General features: G+C 34.6%; 17 protein-coding genes and 3 pseudogenes. 5 read left to right on the top strand and 15 right to left on the bottom strand.

The annotated features are described in order from the left end of the window. Nucleotides 1-49: 49 nt before the first annotated feature. From HND39_00205 to HND39_00190, 4 genes are all read left to right on the top strand, one after another. The gene (locus tag HND39_00205) at nucleotides 50-448 is read left to right on the top strand and encodes an Hsp20/alpha crystallin family protein (protein ID QKJ94818.1); all 399 of its coding nucleotides are present in this window, start codon (nucleotides 50-52) and stop codon (nucleotides 446-448) included. 105 nt (nucleotides 449-553) lie between these two features. Then, a complete protein-coding gene (locus HND39_00200) occupies nucleotides 554-1,648 on the top strand; it encodes a DUF1624 domain-containing protein (GenBank protein ID QKJ94817.1) in 1,095 nt (364 codons plus the stop codon). A gap of 71 nt (nucleotides 1,649-1,719) precedes the next feature. After that, entirely contained in the window at nucleotides 1,720-2,748 is a 1,029-nt protein-coding gene (gene ruvB / locus HND39_00195; protein QKJ94816.1) for a Holliday junction branch migration DNA helicase RuvB, read from the top strand. Nucleotides 2,749-2,797: 49 nt separating this feature from the next. Next, nucleotides 2,798-4,699, top strand: coding sequence for a M1 family metallopeptidase (locus HND39_00190; GenBank protein QKJ94815.1), 1,902 nt, complete (start codon nucleotides 2,798-2,800; stop codon nucleotides 4,697-4,699). Nucleotides 4,700-4,710: 11 nt separating this feature from the next. On the opposite strand, the gene HND39_00185 is transcribed toward HND39_00190, so the two are convergent. The 15 genes and pseudogenes from HND39_00185 to HND39_00115 all read right to left on the bottom strand — a co-directional run bounded on the left by HND39_00185 (nucleotide 4,711) and on the right by HND39_00115 (nucleotide 17,002). Continuing rightward, nucleotides 4,711-5,148 (bottom strand): 30S ribosomal protein THX, encoded by a 438-nt coding sequence (locus HND39_00185; protein QKJ94814.1) that lies wholly within the window; start codon nucleotides 5,146-5,148, stop codon nucleotides 4,711-4,713. Nucleotides 5,149-5,305: 157 nt separating this feature from the next. Further along, a complete protein-coding gene (locus HND39_00180; GenBank protein ID QKJ94813.1) occupies nucleotides 5,306-5,959 on the bottom strand; it encodes a hypothetical protein in 654 nt (217 codons plus the stop codon). Nucleotides 5,960-5,970: 11 nt separating this feature from the next. Continuing rightward, nucleotides 5,971-6,465 (bottom strand): DinB family protein, encoded by a 495-nt coding sequence (locus HND39_00175; protein ID QKJ94812.1) that lies wholly within the window; start codon nucleotides 6,463-6,465, stop codon nucleotides 5,971-5,973. Between the two features lie 113 nt (nucleotides 6,466-6,578). After that, nucleotides 6,579-7,055, bottom strand: a complete 477-nt coding sequence (locus HND39_00170) for a hypothetical protein (protein QKJ94811.1) — start codon at nucleotides 7,053-7,055, stop codon at nucleotides 6,579-6,581. A gap of 147 nt (nucleotides 7,056-7,202) precedes the next feature. Continuing rightward, entirely contained in the window at nucleotides 7,203-8,714 is a 1,512-nt protein-coding gene (locus tag HND39_00165; GenBank protein QKJ94810.1) for a T9SS type A sorting domain-containing protein, read from the bottom strand. Beyond that, nucleotides 8,683-8,994 carry a hypothetical protein gene (locus tag HND39_00160; protein ID QKJ94809.1) on the bottom strand — a complete coding sequence of 104 codons (312 nt, stop codon included), beginning with the start codon at nucleotides 8,992-8,994 and terminating at the stop codon, nucleotides 8,683-8,685. Before HND39_00160 ends, HND39_00165 begins: the two co-directional genes overlap by 32 nt. Before the next feature lie 366 nt (nucleotides 8,995-9,360). Further along, nucleotides 9,361-11,456: pseudogene (locus HND39_00155) on the bottom strand (sodium:solute symporter family protein). A gap of 9 nt (nucleotides 11,457-11,465) precedes the next feature. After that, complete coding sequence (locus tag HND39_00150) at nucleotides 11,466-11,678, bottom strand: hypothetical protein (GenBank protein ID QKJ94808.1); 213 nt, start codon at nucleotides 11,676-11,678, stop codon at nucleotides 11,466-11,468. 110 nt (nucleotides 11,679-11,788) lie between these two features. Next, nucleotides 11,789-12,088, bottom strand: a complete 300-nt coding sequence (locus HND39_00145; protein QKJ94807.1) for a hypothetical protein — start codon at nucleotides 12,086-12,088, stop codon at nucleotides 11,789-11,791. Continuing rightward, a complete protein-coding gene (locus HND39_00140) occupies nucleotides 12,043-12,363 on the bottom strand; it encodes a TetR/AcrR family transcriptional regulator (protein ID QKJ94806.1) in 321 nt (106 codons plus the stop codon). Before HND39_00140 ends, HND39_00145 begins: the two co-directional genes overlap by 46 nt. 11 nt (nucleotides 12,364-12,374) lie before the next feature. After that, on the bottom strand, nucleotides 12,375-12,632 hold the full coding sequence (locus HND39_00135) for a hypothetical protein (protein ID QKJ94805.1): 258 nt from the start codon (nucleotides 12,630-12,632) through the stop codon (nucleotides 12,375-12,377). A 56-nt stretch (nucleotides 12,633-12,688) separates the two neighbouring features. After that, nucleotides 12,689-14,391, bottom strand: a pseudogene (locus HND39_00130) (sodium:solute symporter). After that, nucleotides 14,388-14,534: a hypothetical protein gene (locus HND39_00125; protein ID QKJ94804.1), complete on the bottom strand. Its 147-nt coding sequence runs from the start codon at nucleotides 14,532-14,534 to the stop codon at nucleotides 14,388-14,390. Before HND39_00125 ends, HND39_00130 begins: the two are co-directional and overlap by 4 nt. Beyond that, on the bottom strand, nucleotides 14,527-16,527 hold the full coding sequence (locus HND39_00120) for an LmbE family protein (protein ID QKJ94803.1): 2,001 nt from the start codon (nucleotides 16,525-16,527) through the stop codon (nucleotides 14,527-14,529). The genes HND39_00125 and HND39_00120 overlap by 8 nt, the downstream gene beginning before the upstream one ends. Beyond that, the gene (locus tag HND39_00115) at nucleotides 16,475-17,002 is read right to left on the bottom strand and encodes a PIG-L family deacetylase (protein QKJ94802.1); all 528 of its coding nucleotides are present in this window, start codon (nucleotides 17,000-17,002) and stop codon (nucleotides 16,475-16,477) included. The genes HND39_00120 and HND39_00115 overlap by 53 nt, the downstream gene beginning before the upstream one ends. A 263-nt stretch (nucleotides 17,003-17,265) precedes the next feature. On the opposite strand from HND39_00115, the pseudogene kdsA reads away from it, so the two are divergent. Beyond that, nucleotides 17,266-18,070 (top strand): annotated as a pseudogene (kdsA, locus tag HND39_00110) (3-deoxy-8-phosphooctulonate synthase). Nucleotides 18,071-18,148: the final 78 nt, after the last annotated feature.

The following is an 18,148-nucleotide window of genomic DNA, read 5'->3' as shown; positions in this document are numbered from 1 at the left end:
AACTGATAGTCCTCCTTAATTTCAAGAAACGAATTTAATGGAGAAAAAAATGTCAGAGAACAAAGATATAATCGCAGTAAAAGCGTTTAACAATTACTCGATTGAAGAGATGTTACGCATACAAAATAATATTTCACCTTCATCAGATATTTATGAGATCAGCGATGAATATATTTTAGTCGCGAACATGCCCGGTGTATCCAGAAGTGAAGTTCAGGTTAAAGTAATTGAAGGTTCACTCATGATCTTTGGGAAGATAAATTATGATGAAGTCTCAAATCGCGAGTACATCTTAAACGAAAATGAAGTGGGAAACTATTTCAGGAAATTCAAAATATCGGATTCAATCGATAAGAATAAAATCAACGCAAAATATGACAATGGTCAGCTCATTGTTCATCTTCCGAAGAATGAAAAAGCAAAACCAAGATCGATTGATATTTCCTGAATAAGTATAAATATTTTGATAAATCCACCCCGATTATTTTTATTTTAATCGGGGCTTTTTTATTGCTAAATTTCTTTATCATTTTACTCTGAAAAATAAATTTAAATGCATTCATCCGAACCAAAACACAGAGTTATATTCATAGATTTACTGCGGGCAATTGCTGTAATCCAAATGGTTCAAGGACACACAGTTTACGTTTTACTTGCAAAAAATTATATGAATGAAGAACTTCCGGTTTTTGCTTTATGGCATTTTTTAAGAGGGATGACAGCGCCCATTTTCCTCTTTACTGCGGGAACAGTGTTTACTTATTTGTTCAGCTCAGTTAGAAAACCATTTCTGGAAAATTACAGAGTTAAGAAAGGAATCAAACGTGCATTCCTTCTTTTATTTATTGGATACATGCTTCGTTATCCATCCTGGACAATAGTTGATTTTTCGCAAGTAACTCCGGAAGCATGGCAATCTTTTTTTATTGTAGATGTTCTTCAACTAATTGGTTTGAGCTTACTGATTTTGCTTTTCATATTATTCACAGTTGAAAAATTAAAACTAAATAATCTAGCTGCCTTCGTCACTGTTTCAGCAATAATATTTATTGCTTCTCCTTTTATTGATAGTATCAATTGGATTGAAATTCTTCCTGCTCCTTTTGCAGCATATTTTTTCAGCGGATCTGGTTCTCTGTTTCCAATATTTCCCTGGGCGGGGTTTGTAATTTCAGGAGCAGTTTTGGGTTGTTATTTAGCGCAGAATCCAATGGTGTTCAAATCTTCACGATTCAGTATCTGGCTAGGGATAATTGGTGTTATATTTTTATTAGCCGCATATTTTAGTGAGTTGATAATGGATGCATCCTCAATTAATATTTTTAACCCGCAGGTTTCACCTGATACTATTTTCCTGAGGATCGGATTTGTTTTGGCACTTACATCACTGGTATCCTATATTTCTCTTAAAGTTGAACACATTCCGTATCTGATAATACTCATCGGGAGAAATACATTACTCATTTATGTTGTTCATCTTATAATACTCTACGGAAGTGTTTGGTCACTTGGACTTGGTGCAATTCTGGGATCAAGTTTAACCGGCTGGCAGTCATTCTTTGCTTCAATCGTAATGATAGCTTTGATGACTTTAATGGTTTTGATTATTCACCGGTTCAAAATCCGGAACAAAGAACTTGTTACCTGAAAAAAGTATCAAACTTTGTTTTGCTTTTTATAAATTTAGATAAGACATATTTATTAATTTGAATTCAGTTAATGCGTAAATCCAAATCAACAGATCCAAATATCAAAGAAGAAGAAAAAAACTTTGAACAATCGCTCCGACCTCTAAGCATCAAGGATTTCAGCGGTCAGCAAAAGATTACTGATAATCTGAATGTATTTATATCAGCCGCAAAAAAAAGAGACGAAGCATTAGACCATTCTTTACTAACTGGTCCTCCGGGACTTGGAAAAACAACATTAGCATATATTATTGCAAATGAAATGGGAGTAAAACTAAAAGTAACATCAGGTCCTGTTCTGGAAAAGCCTGGTGATTTAGCGGGCATACTTACTAATCTGGAAGAAAAATCTGTTTTATTTATTGATGAGATTCATCGCCTGAGTCCTGTTGTTGAAGAATATCTTTATTCAGCTATGGAAGATTACAAACTCGATATTATGATTGACAGCGGACCGAATGCCCGTACAATTCAGTTAAGTTTACCCAAATATACACTCGTTGGTGCAACAACAAGAGCAGGAATGTTAACTTCACCATTAAGAGATCGGTTCGGAATTAAATTCAGGTTAGATTATTATGAAGCTGACAACATTCAAAAAATAATTTTACGTTCATCCAAAATCCTGAATGTTGAAATTGATGAGGATGCTTCATTTGAAATTGCAAAGCGTTCACGTGGTACACCAAGAATTGCTAACAGATTATTAAGACGAACACGGGACTTTGCCGATTTTGACAGTAAGAAAAAGATTGATATCGAAGTTTCTAAAAAAGCGCTCACTGCTCTAGAAGTTGATGACTACGGACTTGATGAAATGGATAAAGAAATTATTCTGGCAATAATTGAAAAATATAATGGTGGTCCTGTGGGACTGAATACTTTGTCAGTTGCCGTAAATGAAGATCCTGGAACTATTGAAGAAGTTTATGAACCGTTCCTTATTCAACAAGGATTCATTCAGAGAACTGCACGGGGCAGGGAAGCAACTGCGCTTGCTTACAAAAGATTCAATAAAAATAAATCTAAAAATGGAGACACAAAATCTCTCTTTGAATAGAGAGCAGATGCAAACTTGTCAGTAGTAGAACAATCAAAAACATAAATAATTGAAACCTTCACAAATAAAAATTGTTTTAATCTTTTCAATACTCCTTACCTCATCCCTGCAAGGTCAGGATGATTTATACATTCCCAGAGATATTCAGAAAACATATAATAGCGGAACACGTTCGTTAGATGGAAAACCAGGTCCTAATTATTGGCAGAACTCTGCTGATTATAAAATAGAAGCTGAATTTGATCCGGTTAATTACCTATTAAACGGCAGGGAAGAAATAACTTATTATAACGATAGTCCGGATTCACTAAACCGGATTGTAATGAGGTTATATCCGAATATTTTTAAAAAAGGAAGTGCAAGAGATTATTCAATCCTTCCTGAAGCTGTAAACGATGGAGTGATTATTAAAAATTTAAGTGTTGATGGACATTCAATCAATTTAGAAAACAAAAGTATATTCAGAGTAATGAGTACAGTTGCAATAATTTATTTGCCTAAAGCTGTTCAATCAAACTCTTCTGCAAATATTTCGATTGAGTGGAGCTTCACTTTGCCAATCAATTTTACACTGAGAATTGGAGTCTATGATACATCTACATTTTTTATTGGATATTGGTATCCGCAGATTGCCGTTTATGATGACATTAATGGTTGGGATTATCTTAACTACAGCGGACAGGCAGAATTCTACAATGATTTTTCAAACTTTGAAGTTAGTATCACGGCGCCAAAAAATTTTGGAGTTTGGGCAACAGGTGAACTTCAAAATCCTGAAGAAGTATTAACATCTGAAATACTGGGTAGATATGTCTCGGCGAAAAATTCTGCAGAAGTTATTAGAATCATAACTCCGGATGATCTTCACAATTCCATTATCTTCAATAATGAAAATGAGAAAAACAAATGGAAGTATAAAGCTGAGAATGTCAGTGACTTTGCTTTTGCTCTAAGTAATAAATATTTGTGGGATGGATTATCATTCGTAGCCGATAGTGTTGAAAACAAATCTGTATTTATACAAACGATCTATCCTGAATATTCACCAGATTTCTATGATGTTGCAGAGGCTTGTAAGGATATAATAAAATACTTCTCAGAAGAAATACCAGGTGTAAAATTTCCATTCCCATCCATCGTTGCGTTTAATACTGGAAGACCCGGTGGAGGTATGGAATTTCCTATGATGATTAATGATGGTTCGACTGATATTTGGGAACATACAGTATCATTAACCTCACACGAATTAGCGCATCAGTATTTTCCTTTTTATGTCGGTACGAATGAAAAGAAATATGCATTTATGGATGAAGGCTGGGCGGTTATGCTGCCGTTCGATTATATGGAAAATTTGACAGGGATTAATTCAAGATTAATCAGTACTGTCGGAAATTATGAATACAATGCCGGAACAGAAAATGATTTACCGGCTATGATTTCTTCTTTTTCAATGCCATACAGCTCATATAGAAATTCAGCATACGATCGTTCATCAATTTCTTATAACATACTACGCAATATTTTAGGGGACGAACTTTTTTTTGGTGCATTACGGGAATTTATGAATCGGTGGAAAGGGAAACATCCGATTCCATACGACTTCTTTTTTACTTTTAATGATTTTACAGGACAAAATTTAAATTGGTTCTGGAAGCCGTGGTTTTTTGAGAGAGGATACCCTGATTTAGCAATTGATAAAGTTGTAATAAAAGACTCAGCAGTTATAGTAACGGTAACGAAAATAGGAAACATTCCCACTCCGGTTAAGTTAAAACTAACTTATGAAGATGATTCTGTAGAGGACTATTATTATACTGCAAAAATCTGGCAGAATAATGAAAGAGATTTTTCTGCTAAAATAAAATTATCAAAAACGATAAGACAAATAGAACTCGGAGATTTGCAAATACCTGATTCTAACCGTGATAATAATCTGTTTTTAGTTCATTAGCTTCAAATAGATTATTCTTCTTTTTTCTTTTTCGGTCTCCCTCTTTTTTTCGGTGCTTCCGGTGAAACTTTCTCTTCAGTCCGAATTTCTTTCTTTAACTCTTCTTTGGCTGATTGACTTGGTTCAGATGATTCGATAACCGGGGCAAGACTTTCTTCAGGTATATCCGGAATTACAGCAACAGATACTTCCGAAATTTGAACTTCTTCTTTTATTTCAGAGATTTCTGGTTGAACCAATTTAATTTCATCTACCTTTGGTTCAAGAACAACAACTGGTTTTTCCAATTCAGGTTCACTGCGAAGTGTCTTTTTCTGTTCTATTGATTTTGGCTTTTCTTCTGTTTTCTTTTTTGTGATGATTACTTTAGTATGTTTCCGTTGTCTTGTCCTTCCAAACGAGTGTCTGAATCTTTTCCCTTTTTTTGATTTTTTGTCTCCTTTGCCCATTATCGCCTCTATATGGTTTTAGAATAAAATATTTACTCTACAATTATACTTTTCACAAGTTTAACTTTCAATTAAAACATGAACATTAATAAAATATTTTGAGTGCTATCAGAAAATTTTACAGGCTATTTACCTGATTTAATTCGAATATGCTAACTCAGGTACGTCTTGGTCCGGGTAAGAATACTTTGATAGTTAACGCTATCCAGGTGATAATTGCGATGGAAAATAGTATCCAATTAAATGATGATGGTCGAACTTCAGTTATTGAACCTTGTCCTGTTAAAATGATTATAATACTGTCCTCGACAAAAGTATATAGAAGAGTAATTACAGAAATACTGATTATAGTCAAATCAATAAGTGTTATTTTATAATTTATTTCTTTTATTAGAAGGTAACCGGTAGTAATCAAAATTACTGAGATCAAAATAGGTGAGATAACAGGTCCCCACCATGGAAGTGGAATCAGAAACAGTACATCCCAATCCATTAAAGATTTTGGCCACTGAATAAAAACATAAAGCCATATATAATAGAAGATATCCCAAATTCCGAAGGCAAGAAAAAAATAACCAAACTTTTTTTGCCTTGAATTACCAGATATCATCGCGATCAATACGAGCATCACTATGGTTGCTGCTTCACGCCCGATTTCGATAATGGTATATTTATCCGGAGTAAAATTAATATCGCTAAGTAGATTTTCAATTCCATATATTCCCCGCAGGTAAACTACAATGGCAGATTCAAGATAAACCATTGCGATTGTGAAAAATGTCACCCAAAGAATATTTTTTTCTTTCAACAAAACAGGAAACTTTATTTATTTGGAAGAAATATTTTTCCGTTAGCGGCAAACTTTTCTATTTGTCTTCTATGTCTTAAAATATGTACTACAGCATGCTCAAGTAATTGTTCGAGATCATATTGAGGACCCCAGCGAACAATCATTTTTACTTTTTGAATTTCTTCATCAGAATATTCCCATTTCCCTTCAAGTGTTTCAGATGTGTAGGCAAGCATGTTGTCAAACCTTGACATGAATTCTACTTTTGTAAGAAGTTTCCTCTCTGGAGAATTTTTTGGAATCGAATACCAGTCTCTGATATAATTTGCATAACCGAAACCGGAATTTGTGACGTGAGAAACAATAGTTTGTACAGAACGACAATCATCGTCCTTTGTTTCTGTGTCAACGATTTTGATAAAGTTTGAATCAGAAATATTTTCAATCATATTCTTGAATTCGGCTGCTGCTCTTTCGTATTCATCCATCACTGCCCCGATTCCACCTTTGCGATATTTTTCTCTCATATAATTTATCTCCTTTGGCTATGTCACTCAATGTTCATTTGACAGACGAGTATAACAAATTATTTGAAAAAAGGAATTGATATTATATTAAAAACTGTTCGTAAGCATTTCAATTAAAAAAACAACCAGCCGTGACTTCCTGCAGCAGCACCGATAATAGTTATTATGCTTAAAATAAAAAGATGAAGATGCATTTTATAGATTCGTCTATAAGTTCCTTCAGGATCAATCTCAGCTTTCTCTCGCATCTTTTTATGCAGAAAGAATGGTTCAAGAACAAATAGCATTACAGTAAATATTAACCAAATCAGAACCATCAAATGCATCCACCAAAAAGAAACATCCAGAAACCTTTCCCACAAATTCAATCTTGCAGCCATATGAAAACCTGTTAGTCCAACCAGAAGCGTTGTCAACCTTGCTTGTCTGGCAAATCTGTGTTCGGCTTTTTCGAAAAAATCTATTCTTTCTTCTTTCGATTTAAATTCTTTTACTGTTGGTAGAAGTACAGTTGTAACGAACCCAACCCCTCCAATCCACAAAACAACACCAAGAATATGTAGAATTCTTGCAATTGCAATATCGTACATAAAAAATCCATGAATAGTTATTGAGAATAATTTATTTGTGAATTGAAAATACTAAATGAATGAATTTTTATAAACATAAATAAAAAGACCGTCTCAAAATATAATTTTCAAGACGGTCATTTCAATTAAGAATATATTACACTGGGTTTATTTCATTAAAATCATCTTATTAGTTTTAACAAAATTTTCTGTCTCAAGTTTATAGAAATATACACCACTGGAAAGATTATTTCCATTGAAATTTACTTCATAGGTACCAGCATTCATCTCTTCACTTATTACAGATGATACTTCTTTACCAAGAACATTATAAACTTTTAGTGACACAAATGAATTTTCCGGAATACTGAATTTGATGGTTGTATTTGGATTAAATGGATTCGGGTAATTTTGTTCTAAAATGTATTCAACTGGAAAATTACCTTGGGTTTCATTAACATCTGTTGGTATCCAGCTATAATTATCGAAATACACATTAGTATAATTTCCACCAACAAACGCAAAAACAGGTGTGCTTCCATCAATATCTCCAACTTCAGGTTTTTGCAAACCAGTTACATCATTTGATGCATCCGATACTTCAATGCTCTGCGACCAAATTGATCCATCAAAAGATTTGTATTTGATTAATCTTGGAGTTGCATTGGCTATCCCGGACTGTTCAAATACACTCTGAAAAGTTTGATTGCCAGTAGTTTTTCTCGAATAAACTGCAGGCCATTTATTTTCATTAGGGACAACCCAAGCTTCCATCGTACCCCAGGTTCCGGCACTTGGCTTTAAAGACCAGTAAAGATCATACTCTGAACCTGATTTTCTTTCAAAAATAAGTGCAACAATATTATTCGGATCATCTTCTCTGGAGGCTATTATTTGTCCTCGCCTTGTTGTGTCCGTTGCTCCACTTACAACTGTCACATGAGGCGCCCAGGATGCGGGATCTCCATAGTTTGTATTTTCTCTTGCATAAAGGTTACCACTAGAGAAGCCATTATAACTTGCGTAAACAGCTCCATTCCAGCCATAACAAAAATCAAGATCTCTTCCTACATAACCAAGTGAATGTGCATCCTGCCAGACGGTCCCGTAACTAGTTGGTTCAGATCTGATACATTTAACAACTGTCGAGCTGTCATAAAGACAAATTGCACGGTAATCTGAAGCCGAATTATTTCGGTCAACTGCAAATTGAGTGATTGGTGCGCCGCCTGAACTACCAGATATGGTATAATAGCTCCAACTTGGTGTTGTGGTTTCTGTTCTTCCTACTCTAAGCCAGCCATTATCAAATAAATAGAAAAGTAAAATGTATGAAGGTTGACCAGTGCCGCCAATTTGTCCATCAAAAAGCATAATCTCAATTTGCTTGAACGTTTGAGTTGAAGCAAATAGTACGCTCCATTCAACCCAGTTTACGCCACCATCAGTTGACTTATAGATATAAACTGAGTCTGTAGTTGCTAAACCATCGTGTCTTCCAATTACTGACAGATAGATATCTCCATTAATTGCAATATCCATACTTATATCGGCGGCTCGTCCGTTAAACACTATTTTATCATCACCCCACAACGGTTTTGATAGCGGCTGGGATTCTTCCAATAAATAATGAAAAGATCTTCCATCATCATTTCTTTTCATGCCCAACCGGAGTTCCATCAGTTGTTAAATCTGAGGCACCATTGTTTACATTTCTGTAAAGTTTTGCAACCTCTGGATTTACTTGCTGCCAGGTTTGAATTAATGATTCTCTCAACTGAGAGTATAAAGTCCAATCTTCATTTACTTCAGCCATTTTTATCTGATGCAGGATCGATTGAATGTTTTCAGGAACAGAAATAGTTTCGTATCCTGTTGACATATCGTTGTTCTGTGCCTGAACTGATGTAAAAACAGTGAAGAATGTTAAGATTGTTAAAACAATAATAAATTGTTTCATATATGTCCTCCTTGAACAATGTGATTGATTTAGTTGATTTAAGTTTTAATGTTGAATTGAGCAAAATCCTTGTGAATCAAAGTATTGTACATTAATCATTAACATATCAAGAAAAAATTCTGGATTAACATACTTATTGATTGTTTAGTTTGAAGTAATTATCCTGTGATTTTTTCTGTTTTATGCAGTATTATTTTACATATACTATGCCATCCGGGTACCAGATCTGATGAAACCAATATTAATTGATTTCTGTCTGTTTAGCTACATTTGATTAAGTTTCTGTAAATCAGAATCGCCGGCATTGACTCGAATATCTGTCGTATTTGCCGGACTGAAGTTTAATTGTAAAGAAATCTGAAGTGTTTACATCTCTTTTTCTGCATAAAGAATTTTATCTTCTTTAAAGAGTGCGCTTAATTTATGTTCTTTACTGATGAGTACGATACCGGGATCGTCGTGTGGTTTTCCAATGCGGGAGTGAACAGATTTTAATCCGCCCAAATATTTTCTGGCATCGCAAAGATACACCATATCGCCAACTTCAGCAGCCATTTTTTTCATATCTTCTGCCGCAAGATTGATTACATCATCATTATCTTTTCTTTCTCTCCACATTACATGAACAATTTTGCCTTCCTTATCATTGACTTTTCCACCTTTGAATTTCTCCTTTGCTTTTTTGATTGACCAGATAGTTAATCCTTCAAGATGTACGGTCGGATCAAATTTAATGTAATATGCAGCAGAGAGTGACACAAATATTGTGATCAAAAGAGTTAAAGTAAGTAAGAACGCAAGATGACCAACGTTAAACCAAACAAGCAACAATGAAACTACAATTAATACTATCATAGTATCTATAATCAATTTATGCTTTCTGCTTTTTTTGATATGGTCAGAGGTCCTCATTATTATTGGTTGCAGATAAGTTATAAGTACACCAATACCAACACAGACAAGCGTATTATAAAGTGCACTTATGTATGTATATGGATGAACCGGGTCCAGTGGAGTTCCATGAGCAATAGGTGTAATTAAAATATCCGGATATCTTGCACCGAGTATCATTAATGATGAACCGCCGATAAAAGTTCCGAGTACACCTGCAGGTGTAAATTTTTTCCAGAATACACCAAGAAAAATTGCTGTAACGAGTGGAGGTGTCAGAGTTGAATGGAAATATCCGTGAGCTTCATACTGTTGGGTATTGGTTGAAAGGAATCGTCGCAATTATTCCAATTATTGTAAAAAAGATTGAAGCCATTCTTGCAGCGCCTAACTCTTTTTTCGATTCAACTTCTTCGGATGCTAATTTTCTTTTCAATAATTTTTTTAATGGACGATGAACGTCATTTATGTAAACCGCAGCAATAGCATTTATCAGCGAATCAACTGTGGAAAGTAATGTGGCTGTTAATGCAGCGAGGACAAATCCAAAAACACCTTCACTGGCAATGATATGTGTAACAGCAATAAAAACTTCATCCGGATTTACATTTGTGCCAAGATGCGGAGGATTCATTTCAGTTAATGCTTTTCCAATCCAGCCAGCGCTTCCGACCACTATCGCTGAAATCGGAAGCATAAACAACACGTTAAATGCTGCTGCTTTACGTCCTTCATTCACACTTTTTGCGGACATGAAACGCATCAGTAAACCCATATTCATAAAAAGAAAACCAACAGACCCGGCAACTCCATCCTGCCAGAAGATTCCAACAAAATTAAAGTCAGCAGGTTTGTTGAAATCAGCTAAAGGTAATCGCCACTCAACCGGAAGTAAATGCCAGAAGGAATCGAATCCACCAACATAACTTACACCCATTATAAAAATCAGTACACCTGCAAAAAGTAAAATTCCACCTTGAAGTAAATCCGTGAAGATTACTGCCGTTTGTCCACCAAATGTTGTATAGACACCTGTGATAATTGCGATGACAATTATTACTCCCATCAGTGTTACAGGAATGGTTAATCCAAGAATTGTAAATGACTCAGGTAATAATGGTGTAAATACTTTTCCGAGAGTTAAAAGACCGATACCTAAATATCCAATCATATAAAGTAATTGGAATATGGTCGCAATCTGTCTTACTGTTGGGCTGAATCTTCTTTCAAAATATTCGGGGATGGATTTGATTTTTGTATAAACTACTATTGGGGAGCCAGCCAAAAAGAAAGAATGGCATAAAGAACCAATCGTTCATATAAGTCATCGTTGATGAAAGTCCGTATTCAAATCCTTTAGCGGAATATTTTACAAAACTGTGACTACCCACACCGGTTGCAACAATCGAAACTGTTATCAGCCACCAGGCAAATCTCCTTCCTCCAAAGAAAAAATCATTCGTGCTTCGATTGTATTTTGCAAAGTAACTTCCGAAGAGCATTATCCCGACGAAATAAGCAACCATTACAATCCAGTCAGTTGCGGTTCCAAGTCCGTGTAGTGATTCCATAAAATTATTTTACAAGTATAGAGCTGCTAATATTAAAATAGTGTGAATTATCAGGAAGTAGATGTAACCAAAAATTAATACTCTACTCCATTTTCTGTGTAACTTTTTATGACGATTAAGACTTCCTGATTTATAAATGATGTATAAACCAAATGCGAAGAATAGACCACCAAATAAATACAGATAAATTAGTGGCAGCCAGGAATGTGTGAATAGCGACATTTAATAGGTTATTGTTAAGGATATATGAGTTTTTATATCTGAAAGTTATAGATAGAATTATAAGTTTCAAATAAAAAAAATATTAATTTGCTAATTGTGGGGGCTATTTATCAGGATAAAATAGTTTCGAGACTTTTGAACGTCAGTTCTTTTGTATTTGCGGATTTTCCATCAGGGTGAAATTCTTTAATTAAACTGCTGAACATTAATCCCCAGCTCAAATGAACTATATAGTAGGGCAATGAGATATTCATGTTTTCAATTCTTCCGGTATAAATTGAACTTAAAATAAGTGCAACTACTTCAGTCTCCTTTTTAAGTAAACTCTGTAAAATAATTTTTTCTTTCTCCAGTGTTTCATCTTTTAATAATGAAAGCAGTAGATCGTATAATAATTTGTAGCGGTGCAATAGTGTTTCTTTGAAGGCAAAATATTCAAGTAATCTGGCTCGGCGGGTAAATCCTGATTGTTGAAAATTGCTTTTATATCCTCAATAAATTGTGAAGACTGGAATTCAACAGAACTATTGAATAATTCATCTTTAGAAGTAAAGTAGTGATAGATTGTTGGCTTGCCAATGCGGATATCTCTGGCAATTTCTTCCAAAGTAGTTTTGTTAAAGCCGTGCCGGCTGAATCTTTTGGCAGCCGCACGAACAATTTCTTCTTTACGTCCTTTAGCCAAAATTAATTTGGTTATTTAGAACGTGAAAAAAGTTCATCGGTAATTTCTTTTTCATCGTCGATTAAATTTTTTGTATCTGAAGAAGCAATGTCCTTTGCACTTTCATCAAAGATATCATCAATGCCTTCGTAGAATTTATGCTTTCTTTCTTTCTTTTTCTTATTGCTGTCAATTACTGCTTTTGTTCCAAAATAAACTGCTACTCCGGCGCCAATTATTCCACCAATAATAAGTCCATACAATAAAAGATTCGATTTCTTTTTGCTCATAAGTCAGCCTGCTTTTTTTAATTTATTTTTCATAAAAATATTTATTCTATTTCTTTTTATTTGCTTTCAGTTTTTAAAATCTGAAACAAAATACTCAACAAAAATGCACCAAATACCACAATAAGGCAACCGATAACATTATACCATAGAAATGGAATATCCGTAAACAAGTAACAGTAAATCACGACCAGTTCTGCCATTACTGCTGCGAGAAATGTCGGTGTATGCCGGAAACTTTTTTAAGGTAAAATGCAGTTAAAAATATACCAAGAATAGTTCCATAAACTAATGAACCAAGAATATTTACTGCTTCAACTAATGAACCAAGTTCCTTTACAAGAACAGCAAAAAGTATTGCATAAATTCCCCAGAACACGGTCGCAATTTTTGAAATCTTTAAATACTGTTTATCATCTGCTTCTTTGCGGACAAGTCTTTTATAAAAATCAATTACAGTTGTAGAAGCCAATGCATTTAACTCAGCAGATGTGGAAGACATAGATGCAGAAAGGATTGCTGCTATTAGTAAACCAACAAATCCAATTGGTAAAAAATTTATAATAAATGAAATGAAAATGTAATTAGTATCATTTGCTTCAGCCATCGGATCAGACTTCTTAATAATTTCAACTGCACTTTTCTTAATTTCATCCGCTTCCTTTTGCTTTTCGAGTAATAGTTGATTTTGTGCTTGCAGTGAAGTTTTATCATCCGAATCAATCATTGAAATTATTTTCGTAGCTGCTTTCTGTTTCTCTTCATTAACTTTAACGTATTCATCTTCTAATCTTGAATATTCTTCTGAATATTGACTTGCTTTGATTTTCGATACTTCAACCGGATTGAAAAACAATGGGGGAGTAATAAACTGAAAAAAAACAAAAACCATCGCACCAATAAACAAAATAATAAACTGCATAGGGACTTTTACTAATCCATTCGTCAATAAAGCTAATCGGCTTTGTTTTACTGAACTGCCTGCAAGATACCGCTAAACTTGGGATTGGTCAGTCCCGAAATATGATAGCATCAGAAAAGTACAACCGATTATTCCCGACCAGAAAGTATATCGATTACTCAAATCAAAACTAAAATCAACTGCATTGAACTTTCCCATTTTTCCTGCAAGATAAGCTGCATCAAAAAAAGAAACTTCTTCAGGTAAAAACGACATAAGAAAATAAAACGCAGCAAACATTCCGACAGTAATTATAATCATCTGGATCAAATGTGTTTTATTTACTGCGACAGTACCACCTATAGTTGTGTATAAAATTACTAAACCACCTGTAATGATAATTGTAATATTCAATTCCCATCCAAGAATAACTGAAAGAATCAATGAAGGTGCATAAATTGTAAATCCCGCAGCTAATCCTCTTTGTGTTAAAAACAATGCACTGCCAAGAAGTCTGTTTTTCAAATCGAAACGTTTTTCTAAATATTCGTATGCAGTGAAAACATTTAGCTTATTATAGATTGGCACGGCAGTGATTGAAAGAATTATCATCGCAATTGGTAATCCAAAATAGAATTGGACAAACCTCATTCCATCAACATAAGCCTGACCGGGAGTTGAAAGAAAAGTAATCGCACTTGCCTGCGTTGCCATTATTGATAATGCAACAAGCCACCATCGTGAAGTTCTGCCTGCCCGGATATAAGTGTCAACATCTTTCGCGTGTCTGGATTTAATAGTTCCGTAAATGACAACGAAACCGGTGAAACCGCACATTACAATCCAGTCAATGAGACTCATTCAAAAGCTTTCGTGAATAAATAAAATAGAAATACGAGTATAGCAAAAAAGCCAAGCACAAATGTGTACAACTTATTCCAGCTATTGAATATTGGTGGAAGATCATCTTCTACTTCAAAAATTTTTTTGTCTTCTTTATTCATTTATTCCCGCCGAAATTAAATTAATAAACAGCTTGTATGCACCTTCAACACCAGCAGGCAATTGACGAAAGAATGAGATGCCTGTATAAATGAAAACTCCTTTGTCATATTCAGTAATTAAAAGTGAACCTTTCATCAGAGCTTCGTTAGAATCATTCATTCCAAGTAATGGAATAAATTTTTCATCCCATTCATTTGGAAAATATAAACCACGTTCCTGATTCCATCCATCAAAATCTTTTAAGGAAATTTTATATGGATAATTCATCACGCTGTGAGAAGGATTAAGAATTGTAACGGGTGAATCTTCTTCTGTCACACGATCTCTCGAAATTTTCAACTTGTAGGGAGATGGATCTGCAAATAAATCTCCAAGAGTATTGTACTGAACGATTAATCTTCCTCCGTTTCTAACAAATTCCAGAAGATTTTTTTGATCAGTTGAAAGTCTTTGGTAAGTATTATAAGCCCGGATTCCTGTTATTACAACCTCATAATTTTTTAGAAGTTCAGGAGTTATCGATTCCTTATTGAATACATCAACCGAGAATCCCAGGTCAGTTAAAAGTTCAGGAATCTTATCGCCTGAGCCCATAATATATGCGATTTTTCTCGGCACTTCTTTTTCGAATTTAAGTTTCAGAACTTTAGCTTCTGCTTCGAATAAAACAGTTTGGGGTTGTATATGAGGATAATCGAGTGTGACAAGACTCTTGGATAAATCCTTACCATCAATATCAAGAACAGCTTTTATTTTGCCTGAATGATTATTATTGCTTGAACTGATGGTGAAAATAAATTCCTGTTCCTGATTTTTATCCGTAAAGTTGAAATCATATTTTGGTGGTGAAATTTTCCATCCATCATCAGTTATAAGTTGAACCGAACCGTTCAACTGATCTTTAAAGTTTCTGACGAAAACCTTTATTTCTTTTTCATCATTATTTTTTATCAGATATAATCCTTTATCAAAATTAACAATTGCTTCAGGAACAATTTCAATTCTTTTATAGATTTCTCCATCTACCCGGTCATTGTCTCTGTAAAATACAGGTATCCGGAATTCAATTTCATCACCATTAATCTCTGTTATGAATTTTGCATACAGAGGATAATCAGTTTTTGGTTGACCGATCAGGTTCTGATCATTAACAACATAAACATCTTTATGATTTCCTTCAGCTAACCAATAAGGCTGACTGTATTCTGCATTTTCGGGAATAGAGATCATTCGTTCAACTGAAATCATTTCACCTTTAACAGAAATTGAATTCAATGTTGAATCTTTTAATTGATAATCAATCTGAATTGATTTCAAAGTAATCGGAACATCTGAACGAACAACAAATCCTGCTGATACTTTAACTTCACTCCTGGGAGAGAGAAGGTTTTCTTCAGTCACAGCTTCCGCCCAAATGCCAGCACAAGATTTTATAACATTTAATAATTCAGCAGATTTGACTTTTACCCAATATTTATCATTCAACTTTTGAAGTTCAGAATATGCTTTAACTAATAGAGGGAGTATTGCAGATGGATTTTCAAAATCGTATTCATTATTGGCTTCAGAGAGTAACTTCGCTACATTTTCACTTCCATCAACACGGTCCCAGCTCAAATCAATACCATCAAACAAATCATTTTTTACTGTTTCACCATCGAGCTCAAGAAAAAAATTATATAAATTTTCACGTCTTCCTGAAGCACCAAAACCCTGGCTTTTGTGCATTGATCTGCTCAATGCAGAAATTTCTGTGTATGATCTTCCGAGCAGATTATTATACTCGCCAAAATTTATTGTAATTAAAGTATCGCTGTTTATTCCCATAGAATTTAGAGCTGGTGTCCATGCATTCCAGAAAATTCTTTTTGGCTGCCAAGTTTCGACATATTTTAACTGTTCGGGAAATGCATCTTTTTTTCCAGCTAGTTTGAATGCTTCAACCGCAAGTAATGCTGAGGCTGTATGATGACCGTGCGTACCCAACTCCATTAGTCGGAAATCTTGTGACAATAACATCAGGCTTAAATTTTCTTATCACCCAAACGACATCAGAAAGTATTTCCTCTTTACCCCATTTCCTCAAAGTTTCTTCCGGTGTTTTTGAATAACCGAAATCGACAGCTCTCGTAAAAAATTGTTCGGCACCATCAATACTTCTTGCTTGCAGTAATTCCTGAGTTCTGATAACACCAAGTAAGTCACCTTGTTCATCTCCAATCAGATTCTGACCACCATCACCACGGGTTAGTGAAAGATAACCTGTCCTAAGATGTTTTGCATAATTAAAATAGGATAGAAAAGATGTGTTCTCATCATCAGGATGAGCAGCAATGTACAGCACACTTCCAAGTGTGTTTAATTTCTCAAGGGCGATTTTTATTTCAGAAGAATTCAGAGATTCGGATGGCTGGCAAAGAATGACCTCTACTGAAATTAACAGTAATAAAAAAATTCTTTTTGTCATTTACTCATAATGATTTTTTGAAATATTCAAAGACTTGAAATAAAATTTAATGATTACTACCGATAATTCAATAAGAATTTTGATGGAAAAATTTAGGATTAAACTGAAAGCTATCATCAGTGACAATTTTCGACAACCATTCTGATGACAATGAAAAGGGTTTCTGTATGATTTAACTATTGATCTATGGCAATTTCGGAAAGACATAAATCCTATATTTTCTTATATTTACATATTACCGGAGTAATTTATTAAAAGGAATTATGGTTGAGATTAAAAATGTAAAGTTGGGTTCAAATTTACCTTTCGTTGTGATTGCCGGACCCTGTGTTGTTGAAAATGAAAAGATTATTTTCACAACTGCTGAACACATTAAAAAGTTAACTGATAAACTACATATCCCTTTCATTTTTAAATCAAGCTATAAAAAAGCAAATCGAACAAGTATCAATTCGTTTAAAGGAATCGGAGATTCGGAAGCACTAAAAATTCTTGCTGATGTAAAAAGAATTTATAATTTACCTGTATTGACAGATATTCATTCAGTTAATGAAATTGAAGACGTATGCAAAGTTGCTGATGTTCTTCAGATACCAGCTTTCTTATGCAGACAAACTGAATTGTTGTTAGCGGCAGGTAAATCCGGCGCTGCTGTAAATGTTAAAAAAGGTCAGTTCCTTGCACCAGGCGATATGAAATATGCAATTGAAAAAATTGAATCAACAGGAAATAAAAAAATATTATTGACTGAAAGAGGTTCATCTTTTGGTTACCATAATCTTGTCGTTGATATGCGCTCATTAGTAATCATGGAAAGGATTTGGTTATCCGGTTATTATGGATGCAACACATTCCGTTCAGTTACCCGGAAGCGATGGGAAAACCGGAGGACAAGCTCAGTTCATAAAACCTCTTGCAAAAGCTGCTGCTGCTGTTGGAATCGATGCTTTGTTTCTTGAAGTTCATCCTGATCCAACAAACCGCTACGCAGCCATTTGCGCCAATTCCTCAAGGAGGATATGGACTTGCAAAGCGAGTATTTATCTGATATTGTCGCACGGCTTTTGAGGCTGTAATGCGAGTTGAGCAGCGCCCGTATCTTCGGCCTTCGGCCTCGATACCGGCGCGTCGTCGCTCGGAAATGGT

The sequence above is a fragment of the Ignavibacteriota bacterium genome (assembly GCA_013285405.1).
GTDB lineage: Bacteria > Bacteroidota > Ignavibacteria > Ignavibacteriales > Ignavibacteriaceae > IGN2.
The sequence above is the reverse complement of the archived record's forward strand: the minus strand, read 5'-3'. Positions and strand labels throughout refer to the sequence as shown.